Origin of the sequence: Bacillus sp. UNC438CL73TsuS30, assembly GCF_000482325.1 — a bacterium.
Taxonomy (GTDB): domain Bacteria; phylum Bacillota; class Bacilli; order Bacillales; family Cytobacillaceae; genus Neobacillus.
The window spans coordinates 80,270-101,194 of record NZ_AXVA01000013.1 but is presented as its reverse complement, the minus strand read 5'-3'; the positions used below and the strand labels follow the sequence as shown (position 1 = coordinate 101,194).

At 38.1% G+C, this 20,925-nt stretch carries 23 protein-coding genes; 22 read left to right on the top strand and 1 reads right to left on the bottom strand.

Annotated features, from left to right (window positions below; all coding sequences use genetic code 11):
* Nucleotides 1–14: 14 nt before the first annotated feature.
* Complete coding sequence (gene hisC, locus M028_RS0107135; RefSeq protein ID WP_026573290.1) at nucleotides 15–1,127, top strand: histidinol-phosphate transaminase; 1,113 nt, start codon at nucleotides 15–17, stop codon at nucleotides 1,125–1,127.
* A 12-nt stretch (nucleotides 1,128–1,139) separates the two neighbouring features.
* Nucleotides 1,140–2,144 (top strand): C-terminal binding protein, encoded by a 1,005-nt coding sequence (locus M028_RS29580; RefSeq protein WP_051590960.1) that lies wholly within the window; start codon nucleotides 1,140–1,142, stop codon nucleotides 2,142–2,144.
* 66 nt (nucleotides 2,145–2,210) lie between these two features.
* On the opposite strand, the gene M028_RS31985 is transcribed toward M028_RS29580, so the two are convergent.
* Complete coding sequence (locus M028_RS31985; protein ID WP_081810677.1) at nucleotides 2,211–2,354, bottom strand: YpzI family protein; 144 nt, start codon at nucleotides 2,352–2,354, stop codon at nucleotides 2,211–2,213.
* A 109-nt stretch (nucleotides 2,355–2,463) separates the two neighbouring features.
* Between M028_RS31985 and M028_RS0107120 the strand changes: the two genes are divergently transcribed.
* The 20 genes from M028_RS0107120 (at nucleotide 2,464) to M028_RS0107025 (ending at nucleotide 20,909) form a co-directional block, all read left to right on the top strand.
* Complete coding sequence (locus tag M028_RS0107120; protein WP_026573289.1) at nucleotides 2,464–3,072, top strand: YphA family membrane protein; 609 nt, start codon at nucleotides 2,464–2,466, stop codon at nucleotides 3,070–3,072.
* Between the two features lie 183 nt (nucleotides 3,073–3,255).
* On the top strand, nucleotides 3,256–4,566 hold the full coding sequence (der, locus tag M028_RS0107115) for a ribosome biogenesis GTPase Der (protein ID WP_026573288.1): 1,311 nt from the start codon (nucleotides 3,256–3,258) through the stop codon (nucleotides 4,564–4,566).
* Between the two features lie 18 nt (nucleotides 4,567–4,584).
* A complete protein-coding gene (locus M028_RS0107110; RefSeq protein WP_026573287.1) occupies nucleotides 4,585–5,634 on the top strand; it encodes an NAD(P)H-dependent glycerol-3-phosphate dehydrogenase in 1,050 nt (349 codons plus the stop codon).
* Nucleotides 5,635–5,849: 215 nt separating this feature from the next.
* The gene (locus M028_RS0107105) at nucleotides 5,850–6,035 is read left to right on the top strand and encodes a DUF2768 domain-containing protein (protein WP_026573286.1); all 186 of its coding nucleotides are present in this window, start codon (nucleotides 5,850–5,852) and stop codon (nucleotides 6,033–6,035) included.
* Nucleotides 6,036–6,068: 33 nt separating this feature from the next.
* Complete coding sequence (locus tag M028_RS0107100) at nucleotides 6,069–6,794, top strand: hypothetical protein (protein ID WP_026573285.1); 726 nt, start codon at nucleotides 6,069–6,071, stop codon at nucleotides 6,792–6,794.
* A gap of 319 nt (nucleotides 6,795–7,113) precedes the next feature.
* On the top strand, nucleotides 7,114–8,592 hold the full coding sequence (spoIVA, locus tag M028_RS0107095; protein ID WP_026573284.1) for a stage IV sporulation protein A: 1,479 nt from the start codon (nucleotides 7,114–7,116) through the stop codon (nucleotides 8,590–8,592).
* Between the two features lie 361 nt (nucleotides 8,593–8,953).
* Nucleotides 8,954–9,226 (top strand): non-specific DNA-binding protein Hbs, encoded by a 273-nt coding sequence (gene hbs, locus M028_RS0107090; protein ID WP_034676225.1) that lies wholly within the window; start codon nucleotides 8,954–8,956, stop codon nucleotides 9,224–9,226.
* 173 nt (nucleotides 9,227–9,399) lie between these two features.
* On the top strand, nucleotides 9,400–9,966 hold the full coding sequence (gene folE / locus M028_RS0107085) for a GTP cyclohydrolase I FolE (protein WP_026573282.1): 567 nt from the start codon (nucleotides 9,400–9,402) through the stop codon (nucleotides 9,964–9,966).
* Between the two features lie 28 nt (nucleotides 9,967–9,994).
* The gene (gene mtrB / locus M028_RS0107080; protein WP_026573281.1) at nucleotides 9,995–10,231 is read left to right on the top strand and encodes a trp RNA-binding attenuation protein MtrB; all 237 of its coding nucleotides are present in this window, start codon (nucleotides 9,995–9,997) and stop codon (nucleotides 10,229–10,231) included.
* 239 nt (nucleotides 10,232–10,470) lie between these two features.
* Nucleotides 10,471–11,283, top strand: coding sequence for a heptaprenyl diphosphate synthase component 1 (locus tag M028_RS0107075; RefSeq protein ID WP_026573280.1), 813 nt, complete (start codon nucleotides 10,471–10,473; stop codon nucleotides 11,281–11,283).
* Between the two features lie 2 nt (nucleotides 11,284–11,285).
* The gene (locus M028_RS0107070; protein WP_026573279.1) at nucleotides 11,286–11,990 is read left to right on the top strand and encodes a demethylmenaquinone methyltransferase; all 705 of its coding nucleotides are present in this window, start codon (nucleotides 11,286–11,288) and stop codon (nucleotides 11,988–11,990) included.
* A 40-nt stretch (nucleotides 11,991–12,030) separates the two neighbouring features.
* Nucleotides 12,031–12,993 (top strand): heptaprenyl diphosphate synthase component II, encoded by a 963-nt coding sequence (gene hepT, locus M028_RS0107065; RefSeq protein WP_026573278.1) that lies wholly within the window; start codon nucleotides 12,031–12,033, stop codon nucleotides 12,991–12,993.
* A gap of 96 nt (nucleotides 12,994–13,089) precedes the next feature.
* On the top strand, nucleotides 13,090–13,536 hold the full coding sequence (gene ndk, locus M028_RS0107060; protein WP_026573277.1) for a nucleoside-diphosphate kinase: 447 nt from the start codon (nucleotides 13,090–13,092) through the stop codon (nucleotides 13,534–13,536).
* 170 nt (nucleotides 13,537–13,706) lie between these two features.
* The gene (gene aroC, locus M028_RS0107055) at nucleotides 13,707–14,879 is read left to right on the top strand and encodes a chorismate synthase (protein ID WP_026573276.1); all 1,173 of its coding nucleotides are present in this window, start codon (nucleotides 13,707–13,709) and stop codon (nucleotides 14,877–14,879) included.
* Nucleotides 14,879–15,949 carry a 3-dehydroquinate synthase gene (aroB, locus tag M028_RS0107050; RefSeq protein ID WP_026573275.1) on the top strand — a complete coding sequence of 357 codons (1,071 nt, stop codon included), beginning with the start codon at nucleotides 14,879–14,881 and terminating at the stop codon, nucleotides 15,947–15,949. The genes aroC and aroB overlap by 1 nt, the downstream gene beginning before the upstream one ends.
* Before the next feature lie 17 nt (nucleotides 15,950–15,966).
* Nucleotides 15,967–16,341 (top strand): chorismate mutase, encoded by a 375-nt coding sequence (gene aroH, locus M028_RS0107045; RefSeq protein WP_026573274.1) that lies wholly within the window; start codon nucleotides 15,967–15,969, stop codon nucleotides 16,339–16,341.
* A 36-nt stretch (nucleotides 16,342–16,377) separates the two neighbouring features.
* Nucleotides 16,378–17,490: a histidinol-phosphate transaminase gene (gene hisC, locus M028_RS0107040; protein ID WP_026573273.1), complete on the top strand. Its 1,113-nt coding sequence runs from the start codon at nucleotides 16,378–16,380 to the stop codon at nucleotides 17,488–17,490.
* 11 nt (nucleotides 17,491–17,501) lie between these two features.
* Nucleotides 17,502–18,605, top strand: a complete 1,104-nt coding sequence (locus M028_RS0107035; RefSeq protein ID WP_026573272.1) for a prephenate dehydrogenase — start codon at nucleotides 17,502–17,504, stop codon at nucleotides 18,603–18,605.
* A gap of 13 nt (nucleotides 18,606–18,618) precedes the next feature.
* The gene (gene aroA, locus M028_RS0107030) at nucleotides 18,619–19,908 is read left to right on the top strand and encodes a 3-phosphoshikimate 1-carboxyvinyltransferase (protein WP_026573271.1); all 1,290 of its coding nucleotides are present in this window, start codon (nucleotides 18,619–18,621) and stop codon (nucleotides 19,906–19,908) included.
* A 221-nt stretch (nucleotides 19,909–20,129) separates the two neighbouring features.
* Entirely contained in the window at nucleotides 20,130–20,909 is a 780-nt protein-coding gene (locus M028_RS0107025) for a hypothetical protein (RefSeq protein ID WP_231510781.1), read from the top strand.
* The last annotated feature ends 16 nt before the right edge of the window (nucleotides 20,910–20,925 follow it).

Below are 20,925 nucleotides of genomic sequence, written 5' to 3'. Positions count from 1 at the left end.
AGGAGGAATTAACAATGTCAGAAAATTTATGGCGTGATAGTGTAAGAAATTTAGATCCGTATATTCCCGGACAAGCTGTAAAAGATGCAGAACACCAAGCAAAAATAAAAGAAGTAATTCGACTAGCAACAAATGAAAATCCACTTGGGCCGTCACAAAAAGCGATTGCAGCGATGCAAAACGCTGTTCTTGAAAGTCATTATTATCCGGATTTGACTTGTCTTGCGCTTCGTCAAAAACTTGGAAACCTGCATGGACTTGATCCGGAAAATTACGTGATTGCAAATGGAGCAGACAATATTATTAATCTAGTAATTGCCTCATACGTTGATCCAGGTGAAGAGGTGGTTTATTGTACTCCTACCTTCTCTGAATATAATAAAAACACTTTACTAGTTGGAGGAATTCCTGTAGAGATTCCGACTACGTTTGATCACAAGTTTGATCTTGAGGCAATACTTGGTGCCATTAATGAGAAAACAAAGTTAGTCATTATTTGTAACCCTAATAATCCAACAGGAACAATAGTAGATGAAAAGGAACTTAGGGCGTTTTTCAGTCGGTTACCGAAACATGTCGTAGCTGTTTTAGATGAGGCATATGGGGAATTTATTTCAATACCTAATTATTCAACTGGGGTAGAGTATATTCAAGAAGGATATCCAGTCATTACAATTCGTACCTTTTCGAAATTGTATGGTTTGGCAGGAATGAGAGTTGGCTATGCAATGGCAAAAGGAGATTTGATTAGACCTCTGCAAATGGTCCGTGAACCGTTTGCATGTAATCGCGTAGCTGAAGCTGGTGCAATTGCAGCTCTTGAGGATGTTGAATATACAGAAAAGACATTGGTTGAAAACAGAAAAGAAATGAAAAAATTGATAAATGAATTCCGTTCTCTTGGATTTAATGTTGAAGAAACGCATACAAACTTTTTATTTATCGATATGAAACAGGATACGTCGAAAGTGGCAAAAGAACTATTCCATGAAGGCCTTATTATTCGACCTTGTGCAGCCTGGGGGTTCCCAACTTTCGCTCGGATTAGTATTGGTTCAGCAGCAAACAATGAAAAACTTATCAAGGCGTTGCAGGAAATTAGCCGCCAAGCTCCAAACCATGTATAAAAGGGGGTGGGTATGTTGAAAAATGGAAAATATTTGGCTTGGATACTTGATGATGAGTGGATTGATCACAGTGTTGAGAGGGCAATCCTTGAACGAAATGGTTTTGATGTTAAAGTTACACGGTTCGAAACTTTGGATGCGGAATGGCCGATTTATGCCCCATATGCGGATGGAGTTATCGTCCAAGTGGGGTTTCCCTGCTATGAAGATTTAATAGAAAAGCTGGATTTTTGCCGTGTGATTACAGCCTCATCAGTTGGATATAACACAATTGATTTAGAAGCAGCCACAAGAAAAGGAATAAAAGTCACCCATGTGCCTGAATTTTGCTCTGAAGAGGTTTCAGACCAAACCATTGCCCACATGTTAACGGTTACTAGGCGTTTCCCAGCTTATAATAGACAAGTAAAAGAAGGAAAATGGGATCCGATGGATACCCTTCCGATTCAGCGCTTTAGTACAAATACTGTAGGCTTTCTCGGGTTTGGCAAAATTGCCCGCAGAGTGGCTGAAAAACTTAAACCGTTTGGAGTTCGCTTGATTACCTATGCTCCTAGTGTGCCTAAAGAAATATTTTCAAAATACACGGTGGAATCAGTTTCGTTTAACGAATTGTTAAGCCAATCGACTATCTTAAGTTTGCATATACCTTTTAAACCGGAAAATAAGAACATCATTGGGTACGAACAACTAAAACAGATGCCTAAGGGGTCTTTTATTGTCAACACCAGCCGGGGCGGGCTTATTAATGAAGAGGATTTGTATCAAGCTATAGTAGAAGGACATATTGCTGGTGCTGGCTTGGATGTACTGTTGAATGAACCACCTGATCCAAACGATCCACTGCTAAGTTTGGATCAGGTTTATATTACGCCGCATTCCGGATATATTTCGGATGATGCTCTAAGGGAATTAAAACATAAAACATGCCAAAATATTATTGATGGTGTAGCCGGCAGGCCTTTAGTTAAAGTCTTAAACCAAGAAGCATTAAACAATTTTAATCGTGTAGTTTAAAATTCAATAATAAAGGAAAGCATCATCGGACAAGAAAAATGTCCATTGATGCTTTTTTACTTTAATTTAATCATATTTGGAGTCGTTTAAACTCCTAGCCTCTTCAGGGCTTTGTAATTTGGTGGCACCAGGGTAATGCAATGCTTGATCCCTGTCAGATTCCACTCTTCTGCTTGCCTTTAGTTTTTTTTCTTGACGGTCTTTTCCCATTCTCTCTACACCTCCTCTTTATAAGATGAATCACTAGGTAAAGATTATGCAGGTTAGTATGAAAATACATAGGATTAACCAATAATGAAGATAATAGGAGGTGGTAAAGGTGGAAGGCTCTATATTTTATTGGATTTGCTGGTCTTTTTGGGTCTATCTAACTTTCTTTTTAAAAAAGCAGAATCCATATCGTCTAAAATTAGCTGCAGCCATTTTACTCGTCATTATTCTTTCAACTACTCATTATAAGCTAGGAAATATCGAAATCTATGCAAGCGGTGTATTCATTTTAAGTCTTACCTTTATAATGATTAGTAAGGAAAAGCTTAGAGCAATTATCTATTTTTTTATTTGTTCCTATATTATGGGAATTGCGTATGTTACCTTTCATTTGTTTGAAATTTTCGATCCGATTTGGATTATTATTAAAAAGGAATGGATGATGGGAATTCTATTGGGGTATTTAGCCATTATTCTGCAAAAAACACTCAGAGGAAGATTATTAATTGTTGTAAATGGAACGATGCAAGGAGAATTCTTATATGCGTTTATTTTAAATAAATATCATTTTCCATACTCAATTGGTGCATTAGCCTATCTTGATGTTTGTACTTTAATCAGCTTTTTGCTTGTTGGATGGAGCTTTTTTGAAAATGCAGGTGCGATATTTCAAAATCATTTTAACTTTACTGAAAAAGCAAAGCAAAAATCATCTTGACCTCGGAGGTTTCCGTTGCGGGAAAGGATTAACATTTGTTAAACTAATTAAGTTGGCCCTTCTCATGGATAGAAGGGTTTTATCATTAGCACTTATTACTGAATGATTTGGCCTGAGTATATTGCTTAGAGAATTAAACATAAATAAGTTGTTGATTATATATTGGAAAGGATGGGAATGTAAATGGTAAAACCGGTTATTGCCATTGTGGGCCGTCCCAATGTAGGTAAGTCCACTATTTTTAACCGCATTGTCGGTGAACGTGTTTCGATTGTAGAAGATATCCCAGGCGTGACAAGGGACCGTATTTATAGTTCTGGTGAATGGCTGAATCATGATTTTAATGTCATTGATACTGGAGGGATTGACATCGGTGATGAGCCTTTCTTGGAGCAAATTCGCCAACAGGCAGAAGTAGCGATTGATGAAGCCGATGTTATCATTTTTTTAACTAACGGAAGAGAAGGGGTAACTGCTGCGGATGAAGAAGTAGCGAAAATCCTCTATAAATCAAAAAAACCGATTGTTTTAGGTGTAAATAAAATTGATAATCCCGAAATGCGGGAACAAATTTATGACTTTTATGCATTGGGTTTTGGTGAACCTATTCCGGTTTCCGGCTCACATGGTCTGGGACTTGGTGATTTATTAGACGCTGCAGCAAAACACTTTCCAAAAGACAGTGGAGATGATTATGGTGCGGATGTCATTAAGTTTTCATTAATTGGACGTCCTAATGTTGGGAAATCCTCCTTGGTTAATGCTATATTAGGAGAAGACCGTGTTATTGTCAGTGATATTGCTGGTACAACACGGGATGCAGTAGATTCACCCTATACATATAACGACGAGAAATATGTCATTATTGATACGGCGGGTATGCGTAAAAAAGGTAAGGTTTATGAAAGTACCGAGAAATACAGTGTCCTAAGGGCACTAAGGGCGATTGAACGTTCCGATGTTGTCTTAGTCGTTTTAAATGCGGAAGAAGGAATCATTGAACAGGACAAGAAAATTGCCGGGTATGCTCATGAAGCGGGACGAGCAGTTGTTATTGTCGTCAATAAATGGGACGCTGTTGAAAAAGATGAAAAGACTATGAAAGAGCTTGAACAAAAAATAAGGGAACATTTCCTATTCTTAAGTTATGCACCAATCGTCTTTTTATCTGCTAAAACCAAAAAGCGGATCCATACCTTATTGCCAATGATTAATTTGGCCAGTGAAAATCATTCAATGCGCGTTGATACTAGTGTGTTAAATGATATTATCATGGATGCAGTTGCAATGAATCCAACCCCAACAGACAAAGGCAGACGCCTGAAAATATATTATGCAACCCAGGTTGCTGTTAAGCCGCCGACCTTTGTTATCTTTGTCAACGAACCCGAGCTATTGCATTTTTCATATGAGCGTTTCCTGGAGAATCGAATTCGCGATGCTTTTGGATTCGAAGGAACACCGATAAAAATCTTTGCCAGAGAAAGAAAATAAGAAAGGCCGGTGTAGTAAATGGAGCAAAAAACTGAAACCATCGCTGTTTTAGGTGCAGGCAGCTGGGGAACAGCTTTGGCATTGGTTCTAGCCGATAATGGTCACCATGTCCGTTTGTGGAGTCATAACGAAAATCAAGTCACAGAAATCAATCAATTTCATACAAATAAAAAATATTTACCGGGTATCAATCTGCCGGAGTTGATTGTAGGTTATGCTTCTTTGAGTGACTCATTATCAGGTGTTGAAACAATTATTTTAGCTGTGCCGACAAAGGCAATTCGCGAAGTCATTGGAAAAATCGCTTCGGTTGCAAAAAATCCATTTATTATTGCCCATGTGAGCAAAGGGATTGAACCTGACTCGCTAATGAGAATAACTGAAATAATTGAAGAAGAAATGCCGAAAGAGTTTTTAAGGGATGTTGTGGTACTTTCCGGTCCAAGCCATGCTGAGGAAGTCAGTTTACGCCATCCAACAACCGTGACCGTATCATCGAAAAATATGGAGATGGCTGGAAAAATTCAAGATTTATTCATTAATAATAATTTTAGGGTCTACACCAATTCCGATTTAATTGGTGTAGAAATAGGCGGCGCCTTAAAAAATATAATTGCGCTCGCGGCAGGGATTACGGACGGACTAGGTTATGGAGATAATGCCAAAGCAGCATTAATCACCAGAGGCCTTGCGGAAATTGCCCGTTTAGGAACGAAAATGGGGGCAAATCCACTAACGTTTTCCGGTTTAGCGGGTATTGGAGATTTAATCGTTACTTGTACAAGTGTTCATTCGAGGAACTGGCGTGCTGGGAATCTTCTTGGTAAGGGGAAAACACTTGATGAAGTTCTCGACAATATGGGAATGGTGGTAGAAGGAGTAAGGACAACAAAAGCAGCGTATCAGCTCGCAAAAAAATACGATGTCGTTATGCCAATCACCTTCGCATTATATGATGTCTTGTTCAACGGCAAAAACGCAAAGGACGGCGTTGATATCTTAATGGGCCGTGGAAAAAAACCGGAAATGGAAGACCTGACAAATATTTTAGACGAAAGACATGATTAAAACTAAAAATGTGCATTTTTGACTAAAAAAATAGGTGTCCGATGATACGCTTTTTAATATGTCAGCATACAATGCAACGAAGAACAATGGTAGTATGAAGCTGGAGTATGGGTTATTTTAGTCTAAATGACTGAAGTAAAGAATTCGCCCCTCTTTACTTCAGTTTTTTTATTGGACTATGGTATAATAACCTACGGTAAAAGGGGGAGTTATTTTTGTCACCTGGAATGCTTAAAATGTGGATTTCTGTTGCCGGAATCGCCTTAATGTTCTTAGCGATTTTCACCATTTATCTTAGCCGCTATAAATTAAAAGGGATTTTTCGGGCAATTACAGCAATTCTAGCTTATTTATTTATGATTATTGCGGGAATTATTTTATTTATCGTTTTATTTACTTAAATTATTCTTATTACATAAAATAAAGGTGATTGTATGAAACGGCTCATGCTAGGCTGCGTTTTTGTGTTTACGGCTATTTTTTTATCAGGGTGCATGTACCCAAATGAAAAACTAGCAAAGAATCAAATCCCTTATAAAGATCAAATTCAGGCAGTTCAATCAGCTGTGGATTCTTTTCAGAAGGAAAATGGCGGCATTCTGCCAATTAAAACAAGGGAAGCCAATACCCCAATATATTTAAAGTATCCGATTGATTTTAAAAAAATATCGCCGAAGTACATGGCTGAGCCTCCGGGAAATGCTTTTGAAAATGGCGGGATTTTTCAGTATGTGCTCGTGGATGTTGAAAAAAAACCAACCGTAAAATTGTTGGATTTAAGGATGGCAGAAACTCTTCGGGACATTAATTTAAGAATTAAAACAAAGGGATATCCGCCCTATAAAGAAAGTATTGCAAATAACGTGTATACCCTGGATTATAAAAAGTTGGGTCTTGAAAGTCCGCCATCTGTAGTCAGTCCATATTCAAATCAAAATCTTCCTCTTGTCATCACCGGAAATGCAGAGGTCTATGTAGATTACCGGGCTGATTTATATCAGGCGCTGAAGAAAACGAAAAAAAACTTTAAACCTGGGGAGGACATTCGCTCCATTCTCGTGAACAACTCCATGTTTGTTCCGGCCTATTCATTACCCTATACGGTGGATTCTAAAACAAAAGAGCCTGTTTTTCTGGAAACCAAATTCATGAATAAATAAGATAATATTAAATTGTCATAACCCTTTTCTTGCGAAATATATTGTAGGAGAAGGGTTTTTTAGGTTAATAGGTTAACAAAATCTATCCCAATAAGGATAACGCCGACATGATAGCTGTATCTTTATTCGAAACCCTCACTTGATCCAAACCGTTCAGACACGACACATACCTTTAAAGCACTGAATTTTGAATAGGGGGGTAAAAAATTTTTAAAAAAGTGTCATAACAATATAGGACAACGTCATAAACATATACTGTCCAAAAATACCTAGATGGATAATATTATCCCACTTTAGTCTATGATCGGGAGGGGATCACTTGGAAAAGGTTGATATTTTTAAAGATATTGCCGAGAGAACCGGCGGTGATATTTATTTAGGGGTCGTAGGAGCGGTACGGACAGGGAAATCAACATTCATTAAAAAATTTATGGAACTGGTTGTTTTACCGAATATAAACAACGAGGCTGACAGATCCCGTGCTCAAGATGAACTTCCACAGAGTTCTGCCGGCAAAACAATCATGACAACAGAGCCGAAATTTGTTCCAAATCAAGCAGCGACAGTTCATGTTGATGATGGTTTGGATGTTAATATAAGGCTTGTGGATTGTGTTGGTTATACGGTGCCAGGTGCGAAAGGTTATGAGGATGAAAATGGGCCTCGAATGATTACCACTCCTTGGTATGAAGAACCGATTCCATTTCATGAAGCAGCTGAAATTGGAACAAGGAAGGTTATTCAAGAACATTCAACCATCGGGGTTGTTGTCACTACAGATGGAACAATTGGTGAAATCCCAAGAAGCAACTACATCGAGGCGGAAGAAAGAGTCGTTGAGGAATTAAAGGAAGTCGGCAAACCGTTTATAATGGTTGTCAACAGTGCTCAGCCTTACCACCCGAGTACAGAAACACTTCGGTCGAGCCTTGCTGAAAAATATGACATTCCTGTCATTGCAATGAGTGTAGAAAGCATGAGGGACAGTGATGTACTCAATGTTCTTCGTGAAGCCTTGTATGAGTTCCCAGTCCTTGAGGTGAATGTAAACCTGCCAAGCTGGGTGATGGTCTTAAGGGAGAATCACTGGCTCCGCGAGAGTTATCAGGAGGCAGTAAAAGATACCGTTAAAGATATCAAGAGATTAAGAGATGTTGACAGGGTCGTGCAACAATTCAGTGAATATGATTTTATTGACCGTGCAGGATTAGCGGGGATTGAGATGGGGCAAGGGGTTGCAGAAATTGACTTATTCGCTCCAGATGAGTTATATGATGATATTTTAAAAGAAATCGTCGGTGTAGAAATTAGGGGTAAAGACCATCTTCTTGAACTTATGCAAGATTTTGCACATGCAAAAGCGGAATATGACCATATCTCTGATGCATTGAAAATGGTGAAGCAAACAGGTTATGGTATCGCCTCACCTACGCTTTCAGACATGAGTCTTGAAGAGCCGGAAATTATCCGTCAAGGTGCCCGGTTTGGAGTAAGGCTGAGAGCTGTTGCACCTTCTATTCATATGATTAAGGTTGATGTTGAATCAGAGTTTGCCCCGATCATTGGTACTGAAAAGCAAAGTGAAGAACTGGTCCGTTATCTAATGCAAGACTTCGAGGATGATCCTCTATCGATTTGGAATTCTGATATATTCGGCAGGTCACTAAGCTCAATTGTTCGAGAAGGGATTCAAGCAAAGCTTTCACTAATGCCTGAGAATGCAAGATATAAATTAAAAGAAACATTAGAGAGAATTATTAACGAGGGATCAGGCGGTTTAATTGCCATTATCCTCTAGAAGAAGGGACTCCGCATGGGGTCTTTTTTCTTTTTTGTAGTATTTTGTAAGAAAATAGAGAGAAAAAAGTAGAAATTTGTTGTTTTAAAGAAAAGATTACCATTATTTCATGAAATTTTCTTGATATGCTGAAATGATTATGATAATCTTTTAACAGAATTACGTTATGGTGCTAAAAACCTTTATATAATAAGGTTTTTTCGAAAAAAATAGATTGTACGACAAGAAAAATTCATTTAAGATTAAATTGTTAATAAAACCGCACTATGACGTATAGAATTTGGAAAATCTGTTTAGAAATGTAGATAAGTAACCTTATTTACGAGTTTTTGAATAATTGCTTTGGGAGGAGGTGAATGGCATGAACAAGACAGAACTAATTAATGCAGTAGCTGAAGCAAGTGAACTTTCTAAAAAAGATGCTACCAAAGCAGTTGATGCTGTTTTTGATTCAATTTTAGATGCTTTGAAAAACGGTGATAAAGTTCAATTAATCGGTTTTGGTAACTTTGAAGTACGCGAGCGTGCAGCACGCAAAGGTCGCAACCCTCAAACTGGTGAGGAAATTGAGATTGGTGCAAGCAAAGTTCCAGCATTTAAGCCAGGAAAGGCGCTTAAAGACGCAGTAAAATAATTACATAATTTATTGCTTTAAGCGAATGCTTAAGAGCTAAGGTCATGGTTAAAGCCATGACCTTTTTTCATTAAATAATGGTATATGCTTTTCTTTTTTGCCTGTAGTGAAAAGGTTGTGCTAATATGTATGTGTCATATATACTTGACAGATATACAGTAGGAGGAATCACCATGTCAGATGTAAATCGTGCCCAAATCGAAGAGGCGGTGCGTTTAATATTAGAAGCAATTGGCGAGGATCCAAACCGTGAAGGCTTACTTGATACACCTAAACGTGTAGCAAAAATGTATGAAGAAGTATTTAGCGGATTAAATGAGGATCCTAAAAAACATTTTGAAACTATTTTTAGCGAGGATCATGAGGAATTAGTATTAGTTAAAGATATTCCGTTTTATTCTATGTGTGAACATCATCTTGTACCTTTCTTTGGAAAGGCTCATGTTGCCTATATTCCACAAAACGGACGTGTCACCGGATTAAGTAAATTAGCACGAGCAGTAGAAGCTGTTGCGAAGAGACCGCAGCTTCAAGAAAGGATAACCTCTACCATTGCAGATAGTATTATGGAGAAGCTTGAGCCGCATGGTGTAATGGTCGTTGTGGAAGCTGAACATATGTGTATGACGATGAGAGGGGTAAAAAAGCCCGGGTCAAAAACAGTAACGACTGCCGTTCGTGGAACACTTGCGAATGATACGAATGCACGTTCTGAAATTCTTTCATTAATTAAAAATTAGTAAAACCAAAAGCTAGGGGGGATTATAATTGGAAAAACGGCAATCCCAAAATAGTGAATATGTTGTGATAAAAGCATTAGATGACGGAGTAAATGTGATCGGTCTAACAAGAGGAACCGATACTAGATTCCATCATTCTGAAAAGCTAGATAAGGGTGAGGTGTTAATTGCCCAATTTACGGAGCATACATCTGCAATAAAAATTAGGGGCAACGCAAAGGTTTTAACCCAATTTGGCGAAGTAGAAAGTGAAATGAAAAAATAATCGATGAAAATCGATTATCTTCAAATTCAAAAGGATTAATCCTATTCCCTTCATTGAAAATGTGTTTATTTTGCGAAATTCCGCTCAGGGTAATTCATTTATGCTATAATTGTGTCTGTTGTCTAAAAAAGGGTCGAACCTATTCGGAATAACATGAATAACAGGCATGAATCTTCCTGTTTAATTTGAAAATAACAGATTAAAGATATAAACTTTTTGGGGAAGCAAGGGTGATTAGAGTGTCAGACATTCGACAAAAATTTACAGATATTCTAGAGCAGGTTGAACAAAGGGTATTGGACCCATACTTGCTTAAATATATTGAAACCCCCATTATTGACGAAGATAAACTTCTTATCCTTTTATCAATTATGGATGGACTCGAATTGTCTTACAGGGAAGTCAAAAACTACTGTTTATCTACAATGCTAATTCAAATTGCCCTTGATACCCATGAACAAAATTCGATTTCCTCCGATGATGAAAAAATCCGTCAATTAACTGTTTTAGCAGGGGATTATTTCAGCGGTCTATATTATAAACTTCTTGCTGAATCAGAAGATATTTTGGTTATAAAAGCACTATCTGAAGGAATTAAGGAAATTAATGAAAATAAAATATCGGTTTACCATAGAGAAGCGGATACAATTGACAAGCTGATGATGAGTATAAAAAGGATTGAAAGTTCTTTACTAATCAAGCTCACTGAATATTTTCAAGGGGATGCTTGGACTGAGTTTTTCCAAAATCTATTCTTCATTAAGCGTCTATTAACGGAGAAAAAACAATATCTTCAATACGGCAGTTCATTATTATTTGAAGGACTAAAAAATATTATTTTTCCGTATAATGAACAGCAAACATCAAATTTATCGAGCGATCAGCAGCAGGACCTGCTAATGGTTTGTGATCGCTATATTCATAAAACAAAACAATTGATTGAAAAAGGAAAAAATCAGTTTCCTTATTTAAATGAATTACTTGAACAGCGAATTTCCTTTATTTTAGATCGAGCACAGCCAATTGCAAAAACTTTTGTGGAGGAAGGGTAATCATGCAGCAATCGAAAGAACAGCGGGTTCATAAGGTTTTTGAAAAGATTTCTGATAACTATGACAAGATGAACTCTGTGATAAGTTTTCAACAGCATATAAAGTGGCGGAAGGACACGATGAATAGGATGAAAGTTAAACCTGGTTCAAAAGCCCTTGATGTTTGCTGTGGAACGGGAGACTGGACGATTGCACTAGCTGAAGCAGTAGGCCCTTCCGGTGAAGTGGTTGGGTTGGATTTCAGCAAAAACATGCTTAAGGTAGGCCAGGAAAAAGTTAATCATTTAGGGTTGAATCAAGTTAAATTAATTCACGGTAATGCGATGGAACTTCCATTCCCAGACCAAAGTTTTGATTATGTGACAATTGGTTTCGGTTTAAGGAATGTACCGGATTACTTACAGGTTTTAAAAGAGATGAACCGCGTTTTAAAACCTGGTGGGGTTGCAGTATGTCTTGAAACTTCACAGCCCACATTGATTGGATACCGACAGCTGTTTTATTTTTATTTTCACTATATTATGCCTTTATTTGGAAAGCTATTTGCAAAAAGCTATAATGAGTATTCATGGCTTCATGAATCTGCAAAGGATTTTCCGGGCATGAGGGAGCTTGCCCGCATGTTTGAAAATGCAGGCTTTAAGAATGTTTTCTATAAACCCTATAGCGGGGGCGCAGCTGCCGTTCATTTTGGGTATAAGAACTGATAGATTATATGTAGACAGGATGAAAAGCTGGTGAATACAAATGAAATTAAAAATGATGTATTCATTTTTGAATTCGGATATAAACATAATTGAAAAGAAGCTTGAGGAAACGATTCAGTCAGATTCGTTTCTTTTAAAGCAGGCTTCGATGCATACACTTCAAGCTGGAGGAAAAAGAATTCGTCCTATTTTTGTTTTGCTTGCGGGGAAATTTGGTCATTATGATATTGAGGTAATGAAAGACGTTGCAGTTGCTTTAGAACTTATCCATATGGCTTCACTTGTTCATGATGATGTAATTGATGATGCTGATCTAAGGAGAGGGCAGCCAACGGTAAAATCAAAATGGGATAATCAGATTGCCATGTATACAGGTGATTTTGTTTTTGCTCTTTCGCTTGAATTAATGTCAAATATTAAAGATCCTGCAGCGCATAAAATTTTGGCCAATACGATTGTAGAGGTTACAATTGGCGAAATTCAACAAATCAAGGATAAATACCGTTTTAATCAAAATTTCCGTGATTATTTCCGAAGGATAAAGCGGAAAACGGCCTTGTTGATTGCTGCAAGCTGTCAATTAGGGGCTATTGCCGCAGGAGCCAGCGAGTCTGTCCATAAAAACTTATACCGTTTTGGATATTATGTGGGGATGTCCTTTCAAATAACCGATGATATTTTGGATTTTACTGCTTCTGAGGCAGAGTTAGGCAAACCGGCAGGTAGTGATTTATTGCAAGGAAACATTACAGCCCCAGTTTTGTATGCATTGGAAAACGAGGAAATTCGTGAGGAAATCATCAAAGTGAATGAGAATACTCAGCCAAATCAGATAAGCGAAATCATTACCCTGATTAAACAATCAGGAGCGATTGAAAAATCGATAGCGTTAAGTGATCTTTATCTTGATAAAGCATTGGCTGTTCTTGAAGAACTGCCTACGAATAAAGCAAAGAAAACCCTTCGAGATATTGCGAAGTATATTGGAAGACGCAAGTTCTAGATTTTCCGGTCTTGCGAAATTACCAAAAAAATGATACTATTTTCGTTGGTTGCTTTTTAATGACAATCATATACATAATGATTTAGGAGTGGGATTATGGAAAGAACATATTTAATGGTAAAACCTGATGGCGTACAACGTAACCTAATTGGCGAAATCGTTGCACGTTTTGAAAAAAAAGGATTCCAACTTGTTGGAGCAAAATTAATGAGCATTCCAAAAGAAGTTGCTGAAGAGCATTATGGTGAGCACAAAGAACGTCCTTTCTTTGGCGAATTAGTCGATTTCATTACATCCAGTCCAGTTTTTGCAATGGTTTGGCAAGGTGAAAACGTGATTGCGACTGCACGTCAAATGATGGGTTCTACTAATCCAAAAGATGCAGCTCCTGGAACAATCCGCGGCGATTTCGGTATAACAGTTGGTAAAAACGTTATCCATGGTTCTGATTCACCTGCAAGTGCAGAACGCGAAATCGGCATTTTCTTTAAAGAAAATGAATTGGTTGAATACACCAAGCCTGTAAATGAATGGATTTATTAAAATAGTTGGAAAAAAGGCACTTGTATAACTTTTATACAAGTGCCTTTTTGTATGCGATTTCAAATATTTTTTCCCTATTTTCGGAATAGTTTTACTATGTTTATTGATCAGGATATGTTATATTGATAAATAATTCTTTAATGAGTTGAAGGGAGAAAGAACAAATGGGAATGAGATATTTAACAGCAGGAGAATCCCATGGACCTCAATTAACTACTATCATCGAAGGTCTTCCTGCGGGTATGCCGTTGTTAGCCAAAGACATAAATGAGGAATTAGCAAGAAGACAAAAAGGTTATGGCCGTGGCCGCAGAATGCAAATTGAAAAAGATACGGTGGAAATCGCATCAGGAATTCGTCATGGGTATACCCTTGGTTCACCAGTTGCTTTAGTGGTGAAAAATAATGACTGGAAGCACTGGACGAATATAATGGGTGCAGATCCGCTTCTTGAAGGGGAAGAGGATGAGATTAAGAGAAAAATTACACGGCCCCGTCCTGGTCATGCCGATTTAAACGGGGCAATTAAATATGGTCATGGTGATATGAGGAATGTTCTCGAACGCTCATCTGCACGTGAAACAACAGTAAGAGTTGCAGCCGGTGCTGTGGCAAAGAAGCTTTTGTCATTAGTAGGGATTGAGCTTATTTCGCATGTCGTTGAAATTGCCGGAATTAAGGCAGAAGTTGACCCATCATTAACCTATGAGGCCCTTAAGGAAACGACTGAACAATCGCCTGTTCGTTGTGCAGATGCGGATGCAGCACAGAAAATGATGGCTGCGATAGATGATGCAAAGAAAAATGGCGATTCCATCGGTGGGGTTGTAGAGGTTATTGCAACAGGAATGCCGACAGGGGTTGGAAGCTATGTACATTATGATCGAAAATTAGACTCAAAATTAGCCGCTGCAATTGTTGGAATTAATGCATTTAAAGGGGTAGAAATTGGTATTGGCTTTGAGGCGGCAAGAAAGCCTGGCAGTGAGGTTCATGATGAGATTGCATGGAGCGAGGAAAAGGGCTATTACAGAAAAAGCAATCGTCTTGGAGGCTTTGAGGGCGGTATGACGACAGGAATGCCGATTGTTGTTCGCGGAGTTATGAAACCAATCCCAACACTTTATAAGCCGCTGATGAGTGTTGACATCGAATCAAAGGAGCCGTTCACTGCAAGCATTGAACGGTCTGACAGCTGTGCAGTACCTGCTGCAGCTGTTGTAGCAGAAAATGCGGTAGCTTGGGAGCTTGCTAGTGCACTTGTTGAGCAATTCTATAGCGATCGGTTTGATACGTTTGCTGAGGAAATTAACAGACAGCGGGAATATGCGAGGGAATTCTAATGCAAATTATTCCAATTCAGACGGAGTCAAAAAGCTATCAAGTTTTTATTGGTGAAGGGATTCGAAGGGAGATTGGTTCATTTTTAGACAAGCATTTTAACAATTTGACCAAGATCTTAATCATTACAGATGAGACTGTTGGCAGTCTTCATCTGGAAAAACTCGTAGACTGTCTTAATCCTTGGGAGCCGGTAATCTTTACTGCGCCTAGTGGGGAGAAGGCTAAAACCTTCGATGTTTATTATTCGGCTTTAGGGACAGCTTTAGAAAATCGGTTAGACCGAAAATCTTTAATCCTTGCTTTAGGCGGTGGAGCAGTCGGGGATTTATCTGGGTTCGTTGCTGCCTCTTTTATGAGGGGAATCCCATTTATTCAAATTCCAACTACCATTTTAGCTCATGATAGTGCGGTGGGTGGGAAGGTTGCCATTAACCATCCATTGGGAAAGAATATGATTGGTGCTTTTCACCAGCCTGAAGCGGTTTTTTATGATCTTGAACTACTCTCTACATTGCCTGAGCGGGAAATCCGCTCAGGATTTGCAGAGGTCATTAAACACTCACTCATTCATGATCCCGACTTTTATCTTTGGCTTAAAACTAATATAAGTGATCTTACCACCATCACTACTGAGCAATTAACCTATTCATTAACAAAAGGAATTGCCATCAAAAACGAATTTGTTTCAAAGGATGAAAAAGAAACAGGGATTCGTGCCTATTTAAATTTTGGACATACGCTTGGACATGCCATTGAATCAGAAATGGGCTATGGTAATTTTACCCATGGTGAAGCGGTTATGATTGGGATGGTATTTGCGTTAAAACTCAGTAATGAAATCAACGATCTTTCATTTAATTTACATGAATTTATCACATGGGTTGAAAACCTTGGCTATGAGACCAAAATACCAGATGGATTAGTGATTGAACAATTAATCGGAAAAATGAAACAAGATAAAAAAAACATCGGTGAAACGATCCGATTTGTTTTACTAGAACAAATTGGCAAACCAAATCTCCAGGAAATTCCTGAAGATTTATTATTAAAAGAACTTAATCGATTTTAATCAAGGGGGAACTTTTCATGATTAGAGGGGTGAGGGGAGCAATTACAGTTAGTAGAAATACAGAGGATGAGATTGTTTCTGCAACTGAAGAGCTCGTCAAAGAGGTCATTGATAGCAATCAGATTCACCCAACTTCTGTTGCATCTGTTTTTATCTCAACAACTGAGGACGTGGATGCAGCATTTCCAGCAAAGGCATTGCGGAAATTTTCCGGATGGACCTATGTACCTGTAATGTGTATGCGGGAATTACCCGTCCCAAATTCGTTAAAAATGTGTGTGAGAATTATGATGCATGTGAATACGGAAAAATTACAAGAAGAAATCAACCATGTCTATTTAAGAGGTGCAAAAGTTTTAAGGCCTGACTTAGATAGCAGTAGTGAACTTTAACGTCTTAACAAAATTTTTACAATGGGGTGGAGAAAAATGAGATGGAAAGAACAATTATTAACGTTGACTCCGTACCAGCCGGGAAAATCGATAGATTCAGTAAAAAGACTATATAATCTTGACCAAATTGTTAAACTTGCATCAAATGAAAACCCATTCGGTTGTTCAAAAAAGGTGCTTTCTGCGCTTCAATCACATGAGGTAGGTTTTGCCATTTATCCTGATGGATACGCAACCAATCTAAGGGAATCTTTGGCTGCTTTTTTACAGGTTGAACAGGAAGAGCTTATCTTCGGTAATGGTTCCGATAATCTTATTCAAATTATCTCAAGAGCATTGCTTCATCCTGATTCCAGTACAGTTATGGCAGCCCCAACTTTTTCGCAGTACAAACATAATGCAGTGATAGAAGGGGCCGTTATTAAGGAAGTTCCATTAGTCAGTGGGGATCATGATTTAGATGGAATGCTTCAGGCTATAGATGAAAAAACAAACATTGTTTGGTTATGCAGTCCAAACAACCCTACAGGTACATATATTCCTGAAAATAATTTAGTTGCATTTCTAGATCGTGTTCCGCCTGAAGTTCTGGTAGTCCTTGATGAGGCTTACTTTGAATATGCTGTGGCAGATGATTATTATGATTCAATTGTATTAACGAGAAAATATCAAAATTTAATCGTGTTAAGAACTTTTTCAAAAATTTATGGTCTAGCATCACTCCGGATTGGTTATGGTGTTGCCAACCCTAAAATTATTGAAGCTTTAGAACCTGCCAGAGAGCCATTTAATGTAAGTTCCTTTGGACAGCTGGCAGCCGCAGCGGCACTTTCAGATAAGGAATTTGTTGAAGAATGTCGAATGGTAAATAGAAAAGGCCTTGAGCAGTATTATCAATTTTGTGAGCAAAATCAACTTACCTATTATCCATCCCAAACAAACTTTATTTTGATTGATTTTAATGAGGATGGAGACAAAGTCTTTCAATATTTACTCGAGCGTGGGTATATCGTTCGTTCTGGAAAGGCACTTGGATTCCCAACCTCTGTTAGGATTACAGTTGGTTCTTTTGAACAAAATGAAGGTGTACTAAAGGTGCTGAAGGAGTTCCTGCGTGAAAGCCGTGTGGAACAGTACCAGGAGAAGTAGGAGGAGTTTTTTTGAAAGGCCGTGTTTTTGTCATTGGATTAGGGCTAATTGGCGGTTCCCTAGCGTTATGTATAAAAAAGGAACATAAAGAAACAACGATAATCGGATTTGATATAAATTCTGAGCAGGCACGCTTGGCAAAAATGCTGGGTGTAATTGATACCGCAGCCGAAAGCATCCAAGAAGGTGCTCTTTCGGCTGATTTAATTATTATTTCCGCACCTGTAAACGAAACAAAAGCAATCATTGAACTTCTGTCTGATCTACCATTGAATCCAGAAGTTATAGTGACAGACACTGGAAGTACAAAAAGAAAAATTGTTGCGAGTGCAAACAGTTTAAGAGAAAAAGGTATTACTTTTATTGGTGGCCATCCGATGGCCGGTTCTCATAAAAGTGGTGTTACAGCTGCTAAAGAAATTTTATTTGAAAATGCATTTTATTTATTCACTCCTGAAGGGCATATCGAAAATACCAGGTTGGAAAAATTAAAAATTTGGCTTAAAGGTACTAGAGCCAAATTTTTAACGATATCACCTGAAAACCACGATTTCCTTACCGGAGTCGTCAGTCATTTTCCACATATTATAGCTGCATCGATTGTGCGTCAGACGGAAAAATTGGCTTCAGAAGAGACGCTGATTCCACGGTTGGCAGCTGGGGGCTTTAGAGATATAACCAGGATAGCCTCAAGCAGTCCGGAAATGTGGAAGGATATTTTATTGAATAATCGGGAGATACTAATTGGTCTTCTCGATCAATGGCAAGCAGAAATGAATGGGGTTAAAGATTTACTGGAAGAAGAAAACTCTCAGGCAATTTTTCAATACTTTCAACAAGCGAAACAATTTCGCGATCGCCTGCCTGTTAGCGAAAAGGGTGCTATTCCGGCTTTTTATGATTTATATGTGGATGTCCCTGACTATCCGGGGGTTATTTCAGAAGTGACTGGTTATCTTGCCAAGGAAAAAATCAGTATTACCAATATTCGAATCATTGAAACTAGAGAAGAAATATATGGAATTCTTGTCATCAGCTTTCAAACAGAAGAAGATCGTGAAAGAGCTGAACAATGTATTGCCACTTATTCTAGCTACGAAACATCTATAGGGTAAAAAAGGTGATGTTATGAAAGATATACAATTACAAACGAACATAAAAGGCTTAATAGGGAAAATTGAGATTCCTGGAGATAAATCAATCTCCCACCGCTCCGTAATGTTTGGGGCAATTGCCCATGGAGAAACAAAGGTAACGAATTTCTTACTTGGTGAGGACTGTTTAAGTACAATTTCTTGCTTTAGAAAACTTGGTGTGACCATTTCTGTTAATGGTAACGAATTACAGATCATTGGAAAAGGCTTTGAAGGCTTAAATGAGCCAAACGAACTATTAGATGTAGGAAACTCCGGAACAACGATTCGCTTGTTAATGGGAATCTTAGCCGGCAGACCTTTTTTTAATTCGCTAATTGGTGATAAATCAATTGGTAAAAGGCCAATGACAAGGGTAACCAATCCACTAAAGCAAATGGGTGCACAAATAGACGGGCGCGAGAACGGTGCTTACACGCCTTTATCAATTCGTGGTGGTAATCTTAAGTCATTTACCTATGAATTGCCAGTTGCGAGTGCACAAGTGAAGTCTGCGCTTATTTTAGCCGGGCTTCAAGCTAAAGGGGAAACAACTCTTATTGAACAGGCAGAAACGAGGGATCATACAGAAAGAATGATCCGAAAGTTTGGCGGAGAAATTGAAAAAGACAATCTGACCATTAGGGTAAAGGGTGGTCAACAGCTAAAAGCAGCAACGATTCACGTTCCGGGTGATATTTCATCTGCAGCCTTTTTCCTTGTTGCCGGTGTGATTGTAGAAGGTAGTGAAATTACCTTAAGAAATGTCGGGTTAAATCCTACCCGAACGGGTATTATTGAGGTTTTGCAAGCAATGAGCGCAGATATACAAATCCAAGTACAGGATGAAAGTTCTTTTGAACCTGTGGGAGATATTGTAATTAAAACCTCTAAACTTAAGGGGACGGTCGTACAAGGAGAGATTATTCCAAGATTAATCGATGAAATTCCGATTATCGCCCTATTGGCTACTCAAGCTGAAGGTATTACAATCATTAAGGATGCGGAAGAACTGAAGGTGAAGGAAACAAACCGTATTGACACTGTTGTTAATGAGTTAAATAAATTAGGTGCCTCCATTGAAGCAACGGATGATGGCATGATAATTCATGGGAAATCTGAGCTTAAGGGTGGAAAAGTGTCCAGCCATGGTGACCACCGAATCGGTATGATGCTGGCAATTGCTTCGCTGTTATGTAAAGAAGAAGTGATTCTTGAAAATCCGGAAGCAATCTCCGTTTCCTATCCAAACTTTTTTGACCATTTAGATTCACTTATCAAGTAAAAAGCTGCACTTGTGCAGCTTTTTTATTTAGTAAAATTTGGCTGGAATATTTCTCGAAATCCCACATAGCTTGTCTTAAAGACAAATAAAAGGGTGATTTTATGGCCTATATAATCGAAAACGCCAATATTCTAAAGGATAACCATTTGCAAAAACGCTCCCTGCTTATTAAAGAAAATAAAATCGCCTCAGTTCGAACAGATATTAACCAATACAAATGGATGAAAATGAATGCAGAACCCTACATTATGACCCCTACCTTTGTCCTGCTAAACAATCAAATCCCTTATAAGGGAACCTTTCAAGAAATTAAAAAATATATGACCGAAGAATTTTTATTAAAAGGCTGTACCACACTCCTAACCTGCGTAAATGTTTCCTACGAAAGAGAAATACCTGAAAAAGTACGAGAAATCAAAACTGCCCTTATAGGAAGTCCCGTAGACTTTATAATCGGTGTAAAAATCCCAATAAAAAAACTCACACAATCATTTATCAGAATCTGTAAAAGAGAAAGGATACCGGCTATTTTTGTAGAAATAAATAATACAGAAGAGCTGGAGAAAATTCCTTGGGGATGGATAAGGGATGCTTTATTTCCTTTTAATAGTCCCTTAATCCCGATAGTATCTTCACTTGCTAAAAAAGAAGCCGAGAATTACTTGAGTAAATGGAAAACGATGATGATTAAAGAGAAAATCCCCTGTCTTTTTGAGGAATTGGCTGAAAATGAACCACTTACAGCCGTGGTTTTAAATAAAATAGGTCTATTTCCACAAAAAGCATGTTTAATGCATGGGGCTGAGGTAAGCTATAACCTATATTTAAAGGCTAGAGAAATCAAGAATGTTGATGAAGTGAGTTTATTTCATTATCATGGTGATAGACTTGTAGTGACAATTCATAAAGGAAAGGTTATTCGTTCAGGGGGAGAGGTTTTATATAGACCGGGGAATGGTGAATATGTTAAAGTGAAAACCCCATCTTTTTTTACTATTTAACTGAACAGCCTTGGAA